11 protein-coding genes are annotated in these 15,084 nt (G+C 71.7%); all 11 read right to left on the reverse strand.

Annotated elements, in window-relative coordinates; genetic code table 11:
- Window positions 1-44: 44 nt before the first annotated feature.
- The 11 genes from ABZ896_RS00580 to ABZ896_RS00630 all read right to left on the reverse strand — a co-directional run bounded on the left by ABZ896_RS00580 (window position 45) and on the right by ABZ896_RS00630 (window position 14,634).
- On the reverse strand, window positions 45-128 hold the full coding sequence (locus ABZ896_RS00580; RefSeq protein WP_349817346.1) for a putative leader peptide: 84 nt from the start codon (window positions 126-128) through the stop codon (window positions 45-47).
- 127 nt (window positions 129-255) lie between these two features.
- Complete coding sequence (locus ABZ896_RS00585) at window positions 256-828, reverse strand: GNAT family N-acetyltransferase (protein ID WP_360919556.1); 573 nt, start codon at window positions 826-828, stop codon at window positions 256-258.
- Between the two features lie 48 nt (window positions 829-876).
- Window positions 877-2,172, reverse strand: a complete 1,296-nt coding sequence (locus ABZ896_RS00590; RefSeq protein ID WP_360919559.1) for a hypothetical protein — start codon at window positions 2,170-2,172, stop codon at window positions 877-879.
- A gap of 122 nt (window positions 2,173-2,294) precedes the next feature.
- The gene (locus ABZ896_RS00595; protein WP_360919561.1) at window positions 2,295-3,524 is read right to left on the reverse strand and encodes a GAF domain-containing protein; all 1,230 of its coding nucleotides are present in this window, start codon (window positions 3,522-3,524) and stop codon (window positions 2,295-2,297) included.
- Between the two features lie 360 nt (window positions 3,525-3,884).
- Window positions 3,885-5,519 (reverse strand): acyl-CoA dehydrogenase family protein, encoded by a 1,635-nt coding sequence (locus ABZ896_RS00600; RefSeq protein WP_360919564.1) that lies wholly within the window; start codon window positions 5,517-5,519, stop codon window positions 3,885-3,887.
- A gap of 198 nt (window positions 5,520-5,717) precedes the next feature.
- Window positions 5,718-6,689, reverse strand: a complete 972-nt coding sequence (gene sbnA, locus ABZ896_RS00605; RefSeq protein ID WP_360919567.1) for a 2,3-diaminopropionate biosynthesis protein SbnA — start codon at window positions 6,687-6,689, stop codon at window positions 5,718-5,720.
- A 42-nt stretch (window positions 6,690-6,731) separates the two neighbouring features.
- Window positions 6,732-7,757 carry a 2,3-diaminopropionate biosynthesis protein SbnB gene (gene sbnB / locus ABZ896_RS00610; RefSeq protein ID WP_360919569.1) on the reverse strand — a complete coding sequence of 342 codons (1,026 nt, stop codon included), beginning with the start codon at window positions 7,755-7,757 and terminating at the stop codon, window positions 6,732-6,734.
- Window positions 7,754-8,758 (reverse strand): TauD/TfdA family dioxygenase, encoded by a 1,005-nt coding sequence (locus ABZ896_RS00615; RefSeq protein ID WP_360919572.1) that lies wholly within the window; start codon window positions 8,756-8,758, stop codon window positions 7,754-7,756. Before ABZ896_RS00615 ends, sbnB begins: the two co-directional genes overlap by 4 nt.
- A 13-nt stretch (window positions 8,759-8,771) precedes the next feature.
- Complete coding sequence (locus ABZ896_RS00620; protein WP_360919575.1) at window positions 8,772-10,889, reverse strand: non-ribosomal peptide synthetase; 2,118 nt, start codon at window positions 10,887-10,889, stop codon at window positions 8,772-8,774.
- A gap of 29 nt (window positions 10,890-10,918) precedes the next feature.
- On the reverse strand, window positions 10,919-13,387 hold the full coding sequence (locus ABZ896_RS00625) for a Pls/PosA family non-ribosomal peptide synthetase (RefSeq protein WP_360919577.1): 2,469 nt from the start codon (window positions 13,385-13,387) through the stop codon (window positions 10,919-10,921).
- Window positions 13,388-13,422: 35 nt separating this feature from the next.
- Window positions 13,423-14,634 carry a heparan-alpha-glucosaminide N-acetyltransferase domain-containing protein gene (locus ABZ896_RS00630; protein ID WP_360919580.1) on the reverse strand — a complete coding sequence of 404 codons (1,212 nt, stop codon included), beginning with the start codon at window positions 14,632-14,634 and terminating at the stop codon, window positions 13,423-13,425.
- Between the last annotated feature and the right edge of the window lie 450 nt (window positions 14,635-15,084).

A 15,084-nucleotide genomic window follows, 5' to 3' on the forward strand; every position in this document is an offset into this window, starting at 1 on the left:
CAGACAGGAGAACGGGGGGAGGTACCGGGTGACGCTGCGGCTCGTCAGCGCACCGGACAGATGGCGCTGGACATGCGGCCGAGGTCGACGTGCCGCCGACTCACCAAGGCAATTCCAGTTCCAGACATGACGAAAGCGTGTCACGGAGATCTGGACACAGTCCAGCTTCGTCCGAGATGCGGACACCCTTGTCTCGAACTACGAGACAAGGGTGTTGTCGGTCACATGCGCTGCACGCTGTCTTGTCCGCGCAGGTCAGACCGGGTATGCGCCCGGCCAGGGGCCCGGCGCGGCCACCTCGGCCTCCTCCTCGACCTTGGTGTCGAAGAGCTTGAAGCCACGGCGCTGGTAGTTGCCCATCGCGTGCTCGCCGTCCTTGCTGCAGGTGTGCAGCCACACCCGCTTGGTGTCCGTCAGCCCAGGCCAGCGGTCCGCGAGGTCCCAGGCGCGGGCGGCGCCGTAGGAGAGGAGGTGGCCGCCGATCCGCCTGCCGCGGAACGCCGGGATCAGGCCGAAGTACTCGATCTCCACGACCCCGTCGTCCTGCGGGGACAGCTCCACGTATCCGGCGGGGGTGCCGTGGTCGTAGGCGACCCAGGTCTCCACGCCCGGGCGCTCCAGGTGCTCCTCCCACTGGGCGTACGTCCAGGTCAGGCGGTCGGTCCAGAGGATGTCGCCGCCGACGGACGCGTACAGGAATCGGCTGAACTCGGGGGAGGGGACTTCGGCGCGGACGATTTTTACGTCGCCCTCCGGGGGTTCGGCCGGGAGGAGGTCTGTGGGGGCGGTCTGTTCCAGGGACCAGGTGGTCACGGCGATGTTGGGCATGGCCGACAGGGAATCATCCGGCCGACGGGTATGTCGACGTGACCCGTACTACTTCATCGCCCGGTCCAGGGACGCCAGCGGTGTCGCGAAGAGTGTGCGGCCCGACTGGGACCAGACCTCGCCGGTCTCCTCCCAGTAGGAGAGGGACTCGGCGCCGGTGCTCCAGCAGGTGCGGGTGTCGGCGTCCTCGCCGCACCGGGTGGCCTTCGCGCCGGACAGGTCCTGGCGCCACAGCGTGCCGCGCTCGTCCCCGGAGTCGGCGGACCGGGCGAGGTACCAGCGCGAGGCGTACGACAGGACCGGACCGGAGCCGGGCGCCTTCGTCTCGTACGCCTCGGTCACCCGGGAGTAGCCCTTCGCGTCGGTGGCGAGGAGACCGGCGCGCGCCGGGGAGCTGCTGAAGTCGTAGCGCCACAGCCGCGCGTCCCGGTCGTCGGCCGTGGACACCCAGTCGCTCGCGACCAGGCTGTCCGGCCTGGTGCTGCGGTCCAGGGAGAGGTAGTCGGGGTGTACGGCGCCCTCCTGGCCGGTCATCCGGTAGGAGCCGACGGCGGGCAGCACCCACCGCGCGCCGTGCGCCGACCAGCCGCCGCGCACCCGGCCGACCGCGCCGCTGTTCACGGTGGCGCGCTGGACGCGGTCCATGTCGTACACGTACACCGCGTCCTCGCCGGTGCCGCCGGCGGTGACCAGGAGCTTGTCCTGGTACCAGACCATGCCGGAGACCTGGGAGACCAGACCGCGGAAGTCGTTGCCGCCGTCGACCGGGACGGCGAGCAGCACCCAGGCGTAGGAGAGCCGGCCGCGGTCGTCGGCGTTGACGAAGGCGACCCGGGCCAGACCGCCGTCGTCGGCCGCGGTGCCGGTGCGGGACCAGGCGGAGAGGATCACCCGGTGGGCGCCCCAGCGGCCGTCGTCGTCGGCGTCCCCGGAGGTGGTGACGGCGCCGGGCCGCCAGGAGCGGGTGTCGTCGGCGTCCCAGCAGTAGGCGGCGGTGGCCGTGGGCGCGACGGGCAGGGCCCTGCGCTCGCCGGGCGTGCAGTCGATCGCGTCCCGCAGGTCGCGCTCGGCGGAGTCGAGGACGGAGCTCACACCGGTCGGACGGCCCATGGCGGCGCTGAGCCGGTCCAGCGTGCGCTGCGGGACCAGCTCTTCCTTCAGCCGCAGCGGGGCGGTGTCGGCCGCCGAGGTGAGCGGCTTGAGGGCCCCCGGGTTGACCGTGACGGTGGCCTGCGAGGCGCTGATCATGGTGGCGGCAGCGGTCAGCGCGAGGGCGGTCCCGGCCAGGAACGCGCGTACCGCACGGCCCCGCTTCTGCCGGCGATGTCGGCCACGATGCTTCATCTGTCCTCCCGAGGCGAGCCAACTGCGGTCATTGGTCTGCGTGTTGACCAAAGGAGCAGGTGGGGTGGCCCGTAGAGGGATGCTACGGCAGTTGAGGGCCGTAGTGGACGAAGACCCTGCAATTATGCGGAAGATGCGTGGATCCGGGCCCGGGTGACGGCGGGAGCCGTGGAGTGCGGGAGCAAATCCGCGGGGTGGGCGGGGAGGGTGATCTCGACCTCCGCGTCCTCGCAGAAACGATACGGCCGATGGTCCAGAAACGCCCCGAGATACCGCCGTACCCGGGACATCTCGGCCCGCACCGTCACGGTGCGGCCCGCGTCGCCGAACATGTCCTCGGCCAGGCCCGCCGCGCTGCGGCCCGTGCGGTGCAGGGCGAGGAGGTAGAGCAACTCGGCGTGCCGGGGGCTCAGTTCGTGGCTCCAGGAGCCCGCGCCGCCGAACACCGTCACCGACCAGCGGCGTGGATGCGCGAGGTCGAGCACGATCCGGGTGACGGCGTGCGGCTCGGGTTCGTCGCCGGCGCGGATCAACCAGCCGCCCGCGAGCGGCTCCAGGGTGCACAGGCCGAGCGCGGGCAGCCATCGGCGGCCCGGCGTGGGCGACTTGGGCAGCGCGATGCGGTTCGGGTACGGCATTCCGCTCACCGCCGCCGTCCAGCCGTCGCGGTCCACCACCAGGGCGCGGCCGCTCAGCCGGGCGAGCACCGGGGCGGCCACCGCGCGCAGTTGCTCCAGCGACGACATGTGCCGTTCGCGCAGACGGGCCTCGGCGAGCTTGGCGACCGAGTCGACCCAGGCGAGGGTGGCCGGGTGCATGGTCTCCAGCGGGCCGCTCACGTCGACCACGCCGATCAGCCGGCCGTCGCGCGGGTCCGTGATGGGGGCGCCGGCGCAGGTCCAGGAGGCGAGCGCGCGCAACGGGTGCTCGGTGGCGACCACTTGCACGGGGCGGCGGACCACGGCCGGGGTGCCGACACCGTTGGTCCCGACGACGTCCTCGCGCCAGTCGGTGCCGACCTCGATGCCGTAGCCGTCGGCGCGGCGCAGCACGGAGGCGCTGCCCTCGCGCCACAGGGCGCGGCCCTCGGCGTCCGCGATCAGCACGATGTGGCGGGAGACGTCGGCGACCGAGACGAGGCCCTCCCGTAACACCGGCAGGACGTGGCGCAGGGGGGTGGTCTCGCGGCGGCGCTCGATCTCCGCGTGCGGCAGCAGGCCGGTGCGCAGGTCGTGGTCGGGGTCGATGCCGTCGCGGCCCAGCCGCTCCCAGGAGGCCTCGATGACCGGGCGCCGGGGTGCCCGTGGACGGGAGACGGGGCGCCGCGTCGTGTCCACGGGTGGGTTCGCCACGGAGTCCTCCAGATTGACGGTCTGTCTCATAGTGCCGGTCGGAGCGGGCGCGGGGGTGCGGTTCGGGGAGAGAGGACAGCAAGTTGCAACCTCTTGCAACCCTGGTGGTCCGCTCCGCCCTGTCCGAAAATTGTCCAACGCCGTCGCAGCGGCGTAAGAGGCCTTGAACGGGCCGTCTCGGGGGTGGTGCCGTGTCGGCGCAGCACCACCCCCGACTTCAGAGCGTGTGCCGCCGGGGGCACGGCCGGTGATGCTCCGGCAATCCCCTGGAAGCGCGTGCTCTCCTCGATGTTGTGATGCAGGCCATGTCGCCGCGGAACGCTCGCGAGCTCCGACGGATCGTCGGTTGAAGACCAGCGCTCAGAGTTCCGGCCGGGCCCGCTCCACCAAGGACTTGAGGGGCAGGCCCGGGGGCAGGGTGCCGAAGGTTGTGCCCGCGTCGTTGCCCAGGCGGGAGGCGCAGAAGGTGTCGGCTACCTCCGGGGGTGCGTGGCGGATCAGGAGAGACGCCTGGAGGATCAGGGAGAGGCGTTCGGTCAGGCGCCTTGCCCGGGGTTCGACGTCCTCCAGGTCGGCCAGTTCGGTGAAGAGGTCCTTGACCGCCGCGTCCAGGCGATGGTCGGCGCCCCGGGTCTCGCCGATCTCCAGCAGGTAGGCGTTCAGGGCCTCCGGCTCGCGGCGCAGCGCACGCAGGACGTCCAGCGCCTGGACATTGCCCGCGCCCTCCCACACGGAGTTGAGCGGGGACTCGCGGACCAGGCGGGGCAGCCCGGACTCCTCGACGTAGCCGTTGCCGCCCAGGCACTCCGCGGCCTCGACCGTCACCGGCGTGCAGCGCTTGGTGACCCAGTACTTCGCGGCCGGCACCGCGATCCTCAGCAGCGCCCGCTCCTGCTCGGACCCGTCGTCGTACGCGGCGGCCAGCCGCAGCGCCAGCGTCGTCGCCGCCTCCGACTCCAGCGCGAGGTCGGCCAGGACGTTGCGCATGAGCGGCTTGTCGAGAAGCCTGCCGCCGAAGGCCTCGCGGTGGGCGCAGTGGTGGACCGCCTGGGCCACCGCCTGCCGCATCAGACCGGCAGATCCGAGGACGCAGTCCAGCCGGGTCGCCGCGACCATCTCGATGATGGTGGAAACCCCGCGCCCCTCCTCGCCGACCCGGCGCGCCCAGGTGCCGTCGAACTCGACCTCCGCGGAGGCGTTGGAGCGGTTGCCGAGCTTGTCCTTGAGCCGCTGGAGCAGGAACGTGTTGCGGCTGCCGTCCGCCAGGACCCGGGGGACCAGGAAGCAGGTGAGACCGTCCGGCGCCTGGGCGAGGACCAGGAAGCCGTCGGACATCGGGGCCGAGCAGAACCACTTGTGCCCGGTCAGCGTGTACGTCCCGGACTCGGCGAGCGGCCGGGCCGCGGTGGTGTTCGCGCGGACGTCGCTGCCGCCCTGCTTCTCCGTCATGCCCATCCCGAACAGGGCCCCGGCCTTCAGGTGGGCGGGCCGCAGCTCCCGGTCGTAGACCATGGAGGTCAGCCGCGGCTCCCACTCGGCGGCCAGCTCCGGGTCGGTGCGCAGCGCGGGGACGGCCGCGTGGGTCATCGACAGCGGACAGCAGTTGCCCGCCTCGACCTGCGTCCACAGCAGGAACGCGGCCGCGCGCCGCACATGTCCGGCGGGCCGCGTCCAGGCGGCGGTGAGGCCCGCCGAGACGCCCTTGCCGAGCACCCGGTGCCAGGCCGGATGGAAGTCGACCTCGTCGATCCGGCGGCCGTGGCGGTCGTGGGTGCGCAGTCTCGGCGGGTTCTCGTTGGCCTGGACGCCCCACTCCTGCACCTGCGCCGAGCCGCAGGTCCGGCCGAGCGCCGCCAGCTCGTCGTGGATCTCCTCCCGCAGCGCCGGGTCCACGTGCCGCTCGACGGCCGCGGTCAGGGCGCGGTCGGCGCCGTAGACGTCGTAGCCGACCAGGGGCGGGGGCTGGTTGGTCACGGTGTGCGTGCTGCCTGCCATGTCTGCGAACGTACCCCGGGGTACCGCACCGCTCACACGGACACGGCACCCGGGGCGGGCGTGGCGCACATGGATACGGCGCCCAGGATGGGCCTCGGCCACGTGGACACGACGTCCTGGGTGGGTGTCGGTCACACGGGTACGGCGCCCGGGATGGGTGTCGCCCACACCGACACGGCCCCCGGGGGCGGGCGCCGCTCACCCCGCGTGGGCCATCACCTCCGCCACCGCCGACTCGACCGTCCCCTCCGGCCAGCCCGCCCGGTACACGGTGTCGAGGTAGCGCTCGCCGAGGTCCGGGGCGATCGCCACCGCCGTCAGGTCCCGCCGGGACTGCCGGGACAGCCACTGGTGGGCGCCGCTGACGACCGTGCCGGTGGAGCCGCCGAACAGGAAGCCCCGCGCGGCCAGCCGGCGGCAGACCTGGAGCGTGTCCGGCTCCTCCACGAGCACCACGTCGTCCACGTACGACCGGTCGAGCAGCTCCGGCCGCACGCTGGTGCCGAGCCCGGGGATCATCCGGGGCCCGGGCGGGCCGCCGAAGGTCACCGAGCCGACGCTGTCCACGGCGACGATCCGCACCGGGCGCCGCCACTGCCAGAACCAGCGGGCGCAGCCCATCAGGGTCCCGGTGGTGCCGGCCCCGACGAACAGCACGTCCAGGTCCGGGAAGCGGCGGGCGATGGCCGGCGCGGTGGTGCGGTAGTGCGCCCGCCAGTTCCCCCGGTTGCTGTACTGGTTGAGCCACACGTACCGGTCGTCCGCGGCGCACAGGGCCCGCACGTACGCGATCCGCGCGCCCAGGAACCCGCCGTCGGCGGACGGGTCGTCGATCACGTGCACCCGGCTGCCGAGCGCCTCCATGAGCCGGATCGTCGCCAGGTTGCAGCGCGAGTCGGTCACACACAGGAACCGGTAGCCGCGGCTCGCCGCCAGCACGCTCAGCGCCACCCCCAGGTTCCCCGAGGACGACTCGACCAGGACCGAGCCGGGCCTCAGGATGCCGTCGCGCTCGGCGGCGTCCACCATCTCCCGGGCGGCCTTCAGCTTGACCGACCCGGCGAAGTTGAATCCCTCGCACTTGAGGAACAGATCCAGCCCCAGCGCCGCCCGCAGGTCGACGTAGAGCTCGTCCTCGTTGAATTCCGAGGGTTCGGATATCACGGGCATGATGCCCCCCTTTTCATGCGCCCTTTCATGGCCACGAACCGCTCAGCCGTACCGGCGCAACTCGTGGAAGAACCCGTCGACGACGTGCAGTTCGCCCCGCCGGGCGAGTTCGTCGTGGACGTGGCGGCCGACAGCGAGGTCGAGCACGCCGAGGCCGAACGGGGAGAAGACCACCGTCCGGTCCTTCGGGACGGTCACCCGTCCGGTGAGCACGTCGTCGAGCGTGCCGTCGATGAAGTCCCGCCCGCCGGTGAGCTGTTCGGCCAGGTGCGGCGAGGTCTCGGCCTTCAGGCAGTGGTCGACGTCGTCGACGACGTTGGCGGACGCCAGCAGGATCTCGGGGGCCAGATCGCGCAGCGACACGTGCAGGACCAGCGGGTGGTGGTCGAACCAGGACACGTCGTGGACGTGCGGTTTCCCGGCGACCGTGGCGAAGACCAGCAGGTCCGAGGAGCGGACCAGGGCCTCCAGATCGTGGTGCACGGTCAACCGCCCCTGGGCGCCCGTGCGTTCGAGGTAGCCGCGGAACCCGGCCGCGCTGTCGGGGGACAGGTCGAAGACGCCCGTCTCCTCGAACTCCCAGCCGGTACCGGTGAGATGGGTGTGGATGTAGCGGGCGATCAGTCCGGTGCCGACGAACCCGACCCGCGTCGGCCGGGTCCGCGTACAGCTCAGTCGGTCGGCCGCGAGCGCCGCCGAGGACGCCGTACGGGTGGCGCTGATCACCGAACTCTCCAGGCAGGCATACGGATAGCCGGTCGCCGGGTCGTTCAGGATCAGCACCGCCGAGGCGCGGGGCAGGCCGGACGCCGTGTTCTCCGGGAAGCTGGAGACCCACTTGATGCCGTCCACCCTGAGCGGTCCGCCGAGCGACGCCGGCAGCGCGATGATCCGCGCGCTGGGGCGGTCCGGGAAACGCAGGAAGTACGACGGCGGGTTCACCGAGTCGCCCGCGCCGTGCAACCGGTAGACCTGCTCGACCAGTTCGCCGATCTCGGGCTCCCGGCCGGTCAGGATCTCCTGGACCTGGGCGCCGGTGACCAGGGCGAAGGAAGGGATGGTCGTCATGCGCGGCTCACCTCGATGTCGTCCAGCCGCACCGGATACCCGAGCGCGGCGAGCACCTCGCGCGGGCCGTCGAACGGCTCGCGGCTGTGTGCGGTACGGATGTTGTCGACGAGCAGCAGGTCGCCGTCCCGCCAGGGCTCGCGCACGGTGTGCGCCTCGTACACCTCGTTGAGCGTCCGTACGACGTCCTCGCCGATCGGATCACCGCCCCCGTAACGGGTGTTGAAGGGCAGCCCGTCGGCGCCGTACATCTCCACCAGGTACTCGCGGACCTCCGGCTCCATGGTCCACTCGCTGAGGAAGCCGATCTGGTTGAACCAGCAGCGCGTCCCGCTGACCGGGTGCCGCAGCACGGCGGCGCGGTGCTGGCGGGTCCGCAGGGAGCCGTCGTCCTGCCAGGTGAACTCGATGCGGTGGTCCCGGCAGTAGCGTTCGACGGCCCGGCGGTCGTCGGTGCCGAACGCCTCCGCGACGGAGGCGCCGATCTCCTCGTTGTAGGAGCGGGTCAGCAGCCAGCCCTCCCGCTCGAACCGCCCGACCAGTTCGTCGGGCAGCGCCCGCAGCACGGTCGGCGCGTCGGCGAGCGCGGTCGCGCCCCCGGACTCGGGTGCCACCAGGCACGCGAACAGCATCAGGCCGGGGAACTCCAGGCCGTAGCTGAGCTCGTGGTGCATGCACATCTGCTGGTTGGGCGGCCACTTGGTGGACGAGTACACGCCGTGCGCGTAGCGGCGGCGGGGTGCGAACGGCTCGCGGTCGGACATCAGACGGTCACCGGTCAGGTGCCGGAAGACCGCCTCGGTCGTGGTGGAGTCGCCGAGCCCCAGGCCGCGGACCAGCACCGCGCCGTGCTCCAGGACGACGGCGCGCAGCGCGTCACGGTGTGCGGCGGCCCAGCCCACCGGGTCGCCCGCGGGTTCGGCGCGCAGCAACGCGGGCCGGTCCGGGGCCAGTTCGAGGGGCGGCAGCATCGCCGAGGACTTCGGAGTCGAGAACGACATAGCGGTTCTCCTTTCAGTGGCGCCGGTCGAGCAGGTCCGCCAGGTCCGCGAGGACCGGGTGGCGGACGACGTCCTTGAGGGTGATCGCCCGGTCCAGGGCGATCGCGAGACGCACGGCGGACAGCGAGCTGCCGCCGCGGTCGAAGAAGTGGTCCCGGCGGCCGATCCGCTCCACGGGCATCCCGAGCACCTCGGCCCAGGCGTCCGCGAGCCGCACCTCGGCGGCCGACACGGGCCCGTCCCCGGCGCCGTCGACCGCGCTGCCGCCGTCCAGCGACTCGGCGAGCGCCGTGAGCGCCTTGCGGTCGGTCTTGCCGTTGGCGGTCAGCGGCAGCCGCTCCCGCCAGTGCACGACCGCGGGCACCATGTACCACGGCAGCGAACCCGCCAGCCGCTCCTGTACGACCTCTGCCGCCACCGGCACGGGCCCCGCGCAGAACGCCGCCAGCTGGGCGCCCCGCACGACCACGACGGACGCGTCCCGCACCCCGGCCACCCGCAGCAGCGCGTTCTCGATCTCGCCGATCTCCACCCGGAACCCGCGGATCTTGATCTGGGTGTCCCGGCGGCCGAGGAACTCCAGCTTGCCGTCGGGCCGCCAGCGCCCCACGTCACCACTGCGGTAGAGCCGCTCGCCGGGCCGGTACGGGTCCGCCAGGAAGGCGGCCGCGGTGCGCTCCGGGTCGTTGACGTACCCGCGCCCCACGCACACCCCGGAGAAGACGATCTCGCCGGGCGCCCCGAGCGGTACGGGGTTCAGGTCCTCGTCGACGACGTAGACCCGTACGTTGGCGACCGGCCGGCCGAGCGGCACCCGGTCCCCGTCCGGGGCCCGGTCCATGACCTCGTGGTTGGTGTCGTCCGAAGTCTCCGTCAGACCATAGGCGTTGACGAGCCGGATCGCGGGGGCGGCGGCGAACCAGCGCTCCACCAGCTCCCGCTTGACCGCCTCGCCGGTCACCGACACACAGCGCAGGTCGGCCAGTTCGCGTGGCCGCTGCGCCAACTCGGCGAGGACGGCCTCCAGATACGACGGCACGATCTGGAGCACGTTCACCCGCCGCCGGACGACCGTGTCCACGAATCGGGGCACGTCCAGGATGGTCTCCTGACCGATGATCACCGTCCGCCCGCCGACGAGCACGGCGGCCAGCAACTGCCACAGGGAGATGTCGAAGCACTGGGGCGCGGTCTGCGCGACCACGTCCCCTTCGCCGACGCCCAGGTCGTCGAGCTTGGCGAGCACGTGGTTGAGGAAACCGGCGTGCTCGCACATCGCACCTTTGGGCTCTCCGGTGGAGCCGGAGGTGAAGTAGATGTAGGCGAGTTGACCGGCCTCGACGGTGATCCCGAGATCGTCGTCCGCATGGCCTTCGTCGTATGCGGTGTCGACGAACAGCGTGGTCGCCGTCGTCCCCGCCAGCGAGGCGGTGCTGCCCTGCTCGGTGACGACCAGGTCGCAGCCCGCGCGAGTTAGGGTCCGGGCCACCCGCTCGGCCGGGAAGTGCGGCTCGACCGGCAGATACACTCCGCCCGCCTTGAGGACGGCGAGCACGGCCGCCATCCAGTCGAGGTCGCGCTCCATGACGACGGCGACGACGTCCTCGCGCTGAAGGCCCCGGGCCAGCAGAGCCCTCGCGATCCGGTTGGCACGGGAGTTGAGTTCGGCGTAGGTCCAGGTGCTGTCGTCGTGCGCGGCGGCCGGGGCGTCCGGGTGCTTCTCGACGCGCTCCTCGAACAGCTCGTGCACCCGGCGGTCCGGGAGTTCGCGGTGCGGACCCGCCAACTCCTCCAGCTGGAACCGGAGTTCGGCCTCGGAGAGCAGGCTCGGGCGGTCGGGGTCGGTGAGCGCGGCCAGGTGGTAGCCGGCGATGCGGGCGGCGGCCCCGGCGTCCAGGACGTCGGTGCGGTAGCGCAGCCGCAGGGTGCGGCCGGTGACGAGGACGCGCAGATCGCCGAGTTGGTCGCCGGAGTCTGTGAAGTTGCCGGTCTCGCCCGTCAGGTCGGCCAGGACCCGGGCGTGCGCCGCGGCCAGTGCGGCATGGTCGGCCGGTACCCCGTCGGGCAGCGGCAGTTCGTACTCCGCGACACCCGGTATCGGCTCGAGCGTCCAGCGCGGAAAGGTTTCCATGGTTGATCTCCCCCTGTGTGGTGCTGCGTTCAGGCGCGGCGCGGCGCGACCGCCGGATTCCCGCCCCAGTGCGCCCCCGGCGGCATCTCCTCGCCCTTCATCAGGAAGGAGTCCGCGCGGAGCACGGCGCCGTCGCCCATCGAGACGCCGTAGTGGACCAGCGCGCCCGCCCCGAGGGTGCAGCCCGCGCCGATGACGATGTGGTCGGACTTGAAGGTGCCGTCCTCCTGCGAGTGGGCCTGCACCTTGGTGTGCGCGCCGAGCGTGCAGTCGTCGCCGATGGCGGTCAGCGTCCGCTCGGTGATGGAGACGCCGTCGTCGAAGACCCGGCGGCCGATCCGTACGCCCATCAGCCGCCAGGCGAGGTTCTTGAACGGCGTGCCGTTGAACACCATGAGGTGGTTGTCGGGCACCTTCCACAGCCGCTCGTGCCACCAGAAGTACGGCTCGTAGATGGAGCACAACCGCGGCTCCAGCGGCCGGAACCGGGTGATCAGTCGCTCCACCAGGGTCCAGTACGCCACGGTCAGGACCAGGCCGCCCGCCAGGTAGCCGCCGATCAGCAGCCCGCCGAGGGCGCCCTGGCCGCCGTAGAGATCGAGGGCCAGGAAGCCGAGGGCGGTCAGGCCGAACCAGTTCAGCCACCTCAGGAAGAGGAACAGGGCCATCGAGCGGGCGTTGAAGCGGTTCTTGGCGGCGAGGCGGCGGGTGAACTCCGCGCCCTCGCGCAGGTGGTCGAAGCGGGTGTCGCGCTCCACCGTGCGCGGGATCTCGAACGGCGGCGAGCCCAACAGGCCGACGCCCTCGCGCAGTTCGCCGTCGAGCGGGACCATCACCTTGGTCGCGAGCAGGCAGTTGTCGCCGGTGCGGCCGCCGACCGGGTAGGCGATGTGGTTGCCGAGGAAGTTGTGCGGCCCGATCGAGACGCGCGAGACGCGGAACGACGTGGCCGAGAACTCGGCGTTGAGAATGGACAGTCCGTCGGCGACCATCGTGCCGCTGCCGACGGAGGCCAGGTACGGCGTCTCGTGCGCGACCTCGGTGCCGAAGTTGGAGCCGGTCTGCTCGACCTTCGAGAGGTCGTACCCGATGGTCCGCAGGTAGGGGACGATGTACGAGCTGTCCCCGCACAGCCACTTGAAGAACTTGAGGTTGGTCATGCGGGCGATCGCACGCTGCACCGAGTAGTGGAAGCCGTAGAGCGGGTAGACCCGGTCCGGGACCAGTACCAGGTTCAGCAGCCGTGGCAGCACGGTCACCGTGACGAGGCCGACGACCAGGGAAGCCGCGTAGAGGGCCAGGGACAGGACCAGGGCCTGGGCGTAGAAGGCGCCCGAACTCAGCTCCTTCGCGTTCGGGGCGAGCAGCGGGTCCAGCGCCGGCACAAGGTCCATCAGCAGGTAGCTGCCGCCGACCGCGAGCGGGACGTAGACGAGCAGCATCTGGAGCAGGGCGGCGAGGCCGTAGCCGAAGCGGCGCGGGGTCGAGCAGCGGGCCGCGGGGACGCGGATGTGGTCGACGTCCGTGCGCCGGGGCGGGGAGCCGTGCCAGCGCTCACCGGCGGGGACCGCCATGCCCTCGTGCAGGGCGGAGGCGTGGCCCAGCTGGCTGCCGTTGCCCATCGAGACGCCGATGTCGAGCACGGTCTTCTCGCCGACGAAGACGTCCCGGCCCAGGGTGACCGGGCCGGTGCGGATACGGCCGGCGTGCGCCCGGTAGCCCAGGAACAGGGCCTCCTTGCGGATCACCGTCCCGGAGCCGATCGTCAGCAGGTCGGTGCAGACCGGGACCGAGCGGGACAGGACCGTGACGCCGGGGCCTATGCGAGCGCCGAGGGCGCGCAGATAGAGGACGTAGAGCGGGTTGCCCGCGAACAGGATCATCGGGTTGGCGTGCAGCAGCGACTTGACCAGCCAGAAGCGGACGTACACCAGACCCCACACCGGGAACTCGGTCCGCCGCCACCGGCCGATCAGCAGCCACTTCGCCGCCACCGGCAGGACGCACGCCGCGGCGAACAGGGCGCCGCCGAAGACCAGGGAGCGGGCGTAGACGGTGAGCGCGCCGTCGGCGGCGGAGACCCAGCGGTAGCCCGCGGCCAGCGCGAGGCCGACACCGGAGCAGTACGCGGCGAAGAACAGCAACTGCAGGACCCCGCACAGGACATAGCGCGCGGTGCTCCCCGGCGGTGGCGGGGGCTCGGGCGGCGCGGCCTGGACGGTCGGTCCCGCCGGGGTCTCGGCCAGGGCCGCCGCGAGACCCCGGATCGTCGGATGGCCGTAGACGTCCCGCATCGACACCGACGGCAGGTCGTCCCGCTTCCTGACCCGGGCGCAGAACTGCGCCATGACCAGGGAGTTGGCCCCGAGATCGTCGAAGAAGTGGCTGTCCAGGGGGACTTCGTCCGTCTTCACCACGCCCGCCAGCACCTCGGCGAGGACGAGTGCGGTGCCGTTCACCGGGGCGGCTGTCGTGATCTCACCGGGATTTCCCACCACTTGATCTCCTTGGTGCTGATTGCTTCGCTTATGCGCTATTCGGTCTGCTTGCCAAGTCGCACGGGCGGGTGGTCCGGTTCCTCCGGCGGTTGCGGTGTTGCGGCGACGCGAGCCTTCCGTGCCGAGACCGCGACAATCGTTTCGAGCGGGCCGCGTCCCACGGTGTGCCGCCACACCACGGCGTACAGCAGGGCGCCGGACGCCATCAGGGCGTACAGGAGGTCGGGGGAACCGGAGAGTGCGCCGGTGGCGAGCAGCAGGACGTGCGCGCTGTACAGGGTGAGCGGCATGCTGCCCGCCGCCGCGAGGGGGGAGAGCGCCCATGTGAGGGCCCGCGACCGGGTCAGCAGCAGGGAGCCGCCGAGGATCGCCGTCGCCGCGCCGAGGGTGAGCAGCATGTCGAACGGCGTGGTCGAGTGCGGGGCCCGGGAGAGAAGCGCCCACCAGGTCTCGCCGTCCGGGGTGTCCCACAGGGCCTCGCTCCGGCTGGATCCCGCGAACTCCGCGTGCCAGAGGTGGTCGAAACCGCCGTACCGGAAGAGCGCCAGCGACGAGACCAGCCAGGTCCCGCTGAGCACCGTCAGTCCGCCCGCGAAGAGCCCGGCAGCGACCCGGCGGTTCGTCAGGTCCAGCCGGCCGACGGCGAGTCCGGCGCAGAGGTACGTGGTCCAGGCGAGCACCGGGTAGTCGCCGTGCACCAGCAGGTCGGAGAGCAGGCCGACCGGGTCGGTGACCAGGTCCGTGAGGGTCGGGTCGCCGTCGAAGGCGGGCTCCGGGAACGCGCCGCGCACCGCGTACAGCACGACGGGGGCGGCCACCGCGAGGACCAGGGCGAGGCCGGCCAGGAGCCTCGGGCCGAGACCCAGCAGCGGGATCGCGCACAGGAACAGCAGGGCGTAGAACGCCAGGATGACGTCCACGTCGAGGTCGGCCGCCCGGGAGGCGTACCCGAGCAGCAGCCCGATCAGGGCGATGACTCCCGCGCGGGCGGCCACCGCGGCGGCGGAGGCGCGGCCGGTCACGGGCCGTCGGCCGCCGGTCGTGAACGCCAGTCCGATTCCGGCGGTCACGGCGAAGGTGGCCGCGGACCGGCCGCCCGCGAACATCCAGGCCGGGGTGACGGATCCGGCCGCGTCGAAAGCGCCGAACACATGCACGGAGAACATTCCGAGCAGCGCGAGCCCCCGCGCCACGTCGACTCCCACGATGCGTGACACATCAGGCCTGGGCAGGGGTGGAACTGGCATGTGAATTCTCCAGGGAGGGATACGGCGAAAGGGCGCGCGCCGTTCAATACACGGCGGAGAATCATGAGAGGGAACCCCCGTGGTTCCGGTGTGCCGGAAGGGGAATGTGAGGAGAATGAGCGGAAAGGGAATCGGGTATCGGGCCTGGTCAAGTGCCCGTGGAAGGCAATCCGAATTGTTTCGACCGGCTTGCGAACGGGTCAAGCCCGTTTCGCTCAATGGCGGGTTGTGGCTGCTCTTCCGGCCATGTGAAGCGTGGCATTTTCATTTCCGCGCGGGGTGTCACCGGGGTACTCACTTTATGGGCGGTGTACATGTCGCCGCACATTCCGCTTTGTCCGGGTCCGTCATTCGGCCAGCGAGGTCATGACAGAAAACGAGTTCGATTGGCTTGACGATTTCCGCGAAGTTGCCCGTCGTTTTCCGCGCCGTGACGGAACCGGGCGCCCC

Origin of the sequence: Streptomyces sp. NPDC047072 (genome assembly GCF_040643855.1) — a bacterium.
Classification (GTDB): Bacteria; Actinomycetota; Actinomycetes; order Streptomycetales; family Streptomycetaceae; genus Streptomyces.

Coding starts and splice junctions, on each gene's coding strand:
- ABZ896_RS00580 (WP_349817346.1), bottom strand. CDS start 128: ATGTCTGGAACTGGAATTGCCTTGGTGAGTCGGCGGCACGTCGACCTC.
- ABZ896_RS00585 (WP_360919556.1), bottom strand. CDS start 828: ATGCCCAACATCGCCGTGACCACCTGGTCCCTGGAACAGACCGCCCCC.
- ABZ896_RS00590 (WP_360919559.1), bottom strand. CDS start 2,172: ATGAAGCATCGTGGCCGACATCGCCGGCAGAAGCGGGGCCGTGCGGTA.
- ABZ896_RS00600 (WP_360919564.1), bottom strand. CDS start 5,519: ATGGCAGGCAGCACGCACACCGTGACCAACCAGCCCCCGCCCCTGGTC.
- sbnA (WP_360919567.1), bottom strand. CDS start 6,689: ATGCCCGTGATATCCGAACCCTCGGAATTCAACGAGGACGAGCTCTAC.
- sbnB (WP_360919569.1), bottom strand. CDS start 7,757: ATGACGACCATCCCTTCCTTCGCCCTGGTCACCGGCGCCCAGGTCCAG.
- ABZ896_RS00615 (WP_360919572.1), bottom strand. CDS start 8,758: ATGTCGTTCTCGACTCCGAAGTCCTCGGCGATGCTGCCGCCCCTCGAA.
- ABZ896_RS00620 (WP_360919575.1), bottom strand. CDS start 10,889: ATGGAAACCTTTCCGCGCTGGACGCTCGAGCCGATACCGGGTGTCGCG.
- ABZ896_RS00630 (WP_360919580.1), bottom strand. CDS start 14,634: ATGCCAGTTCCACCCCTGCCCAGGCCTGATGTGTCACGCATCGTGGGA.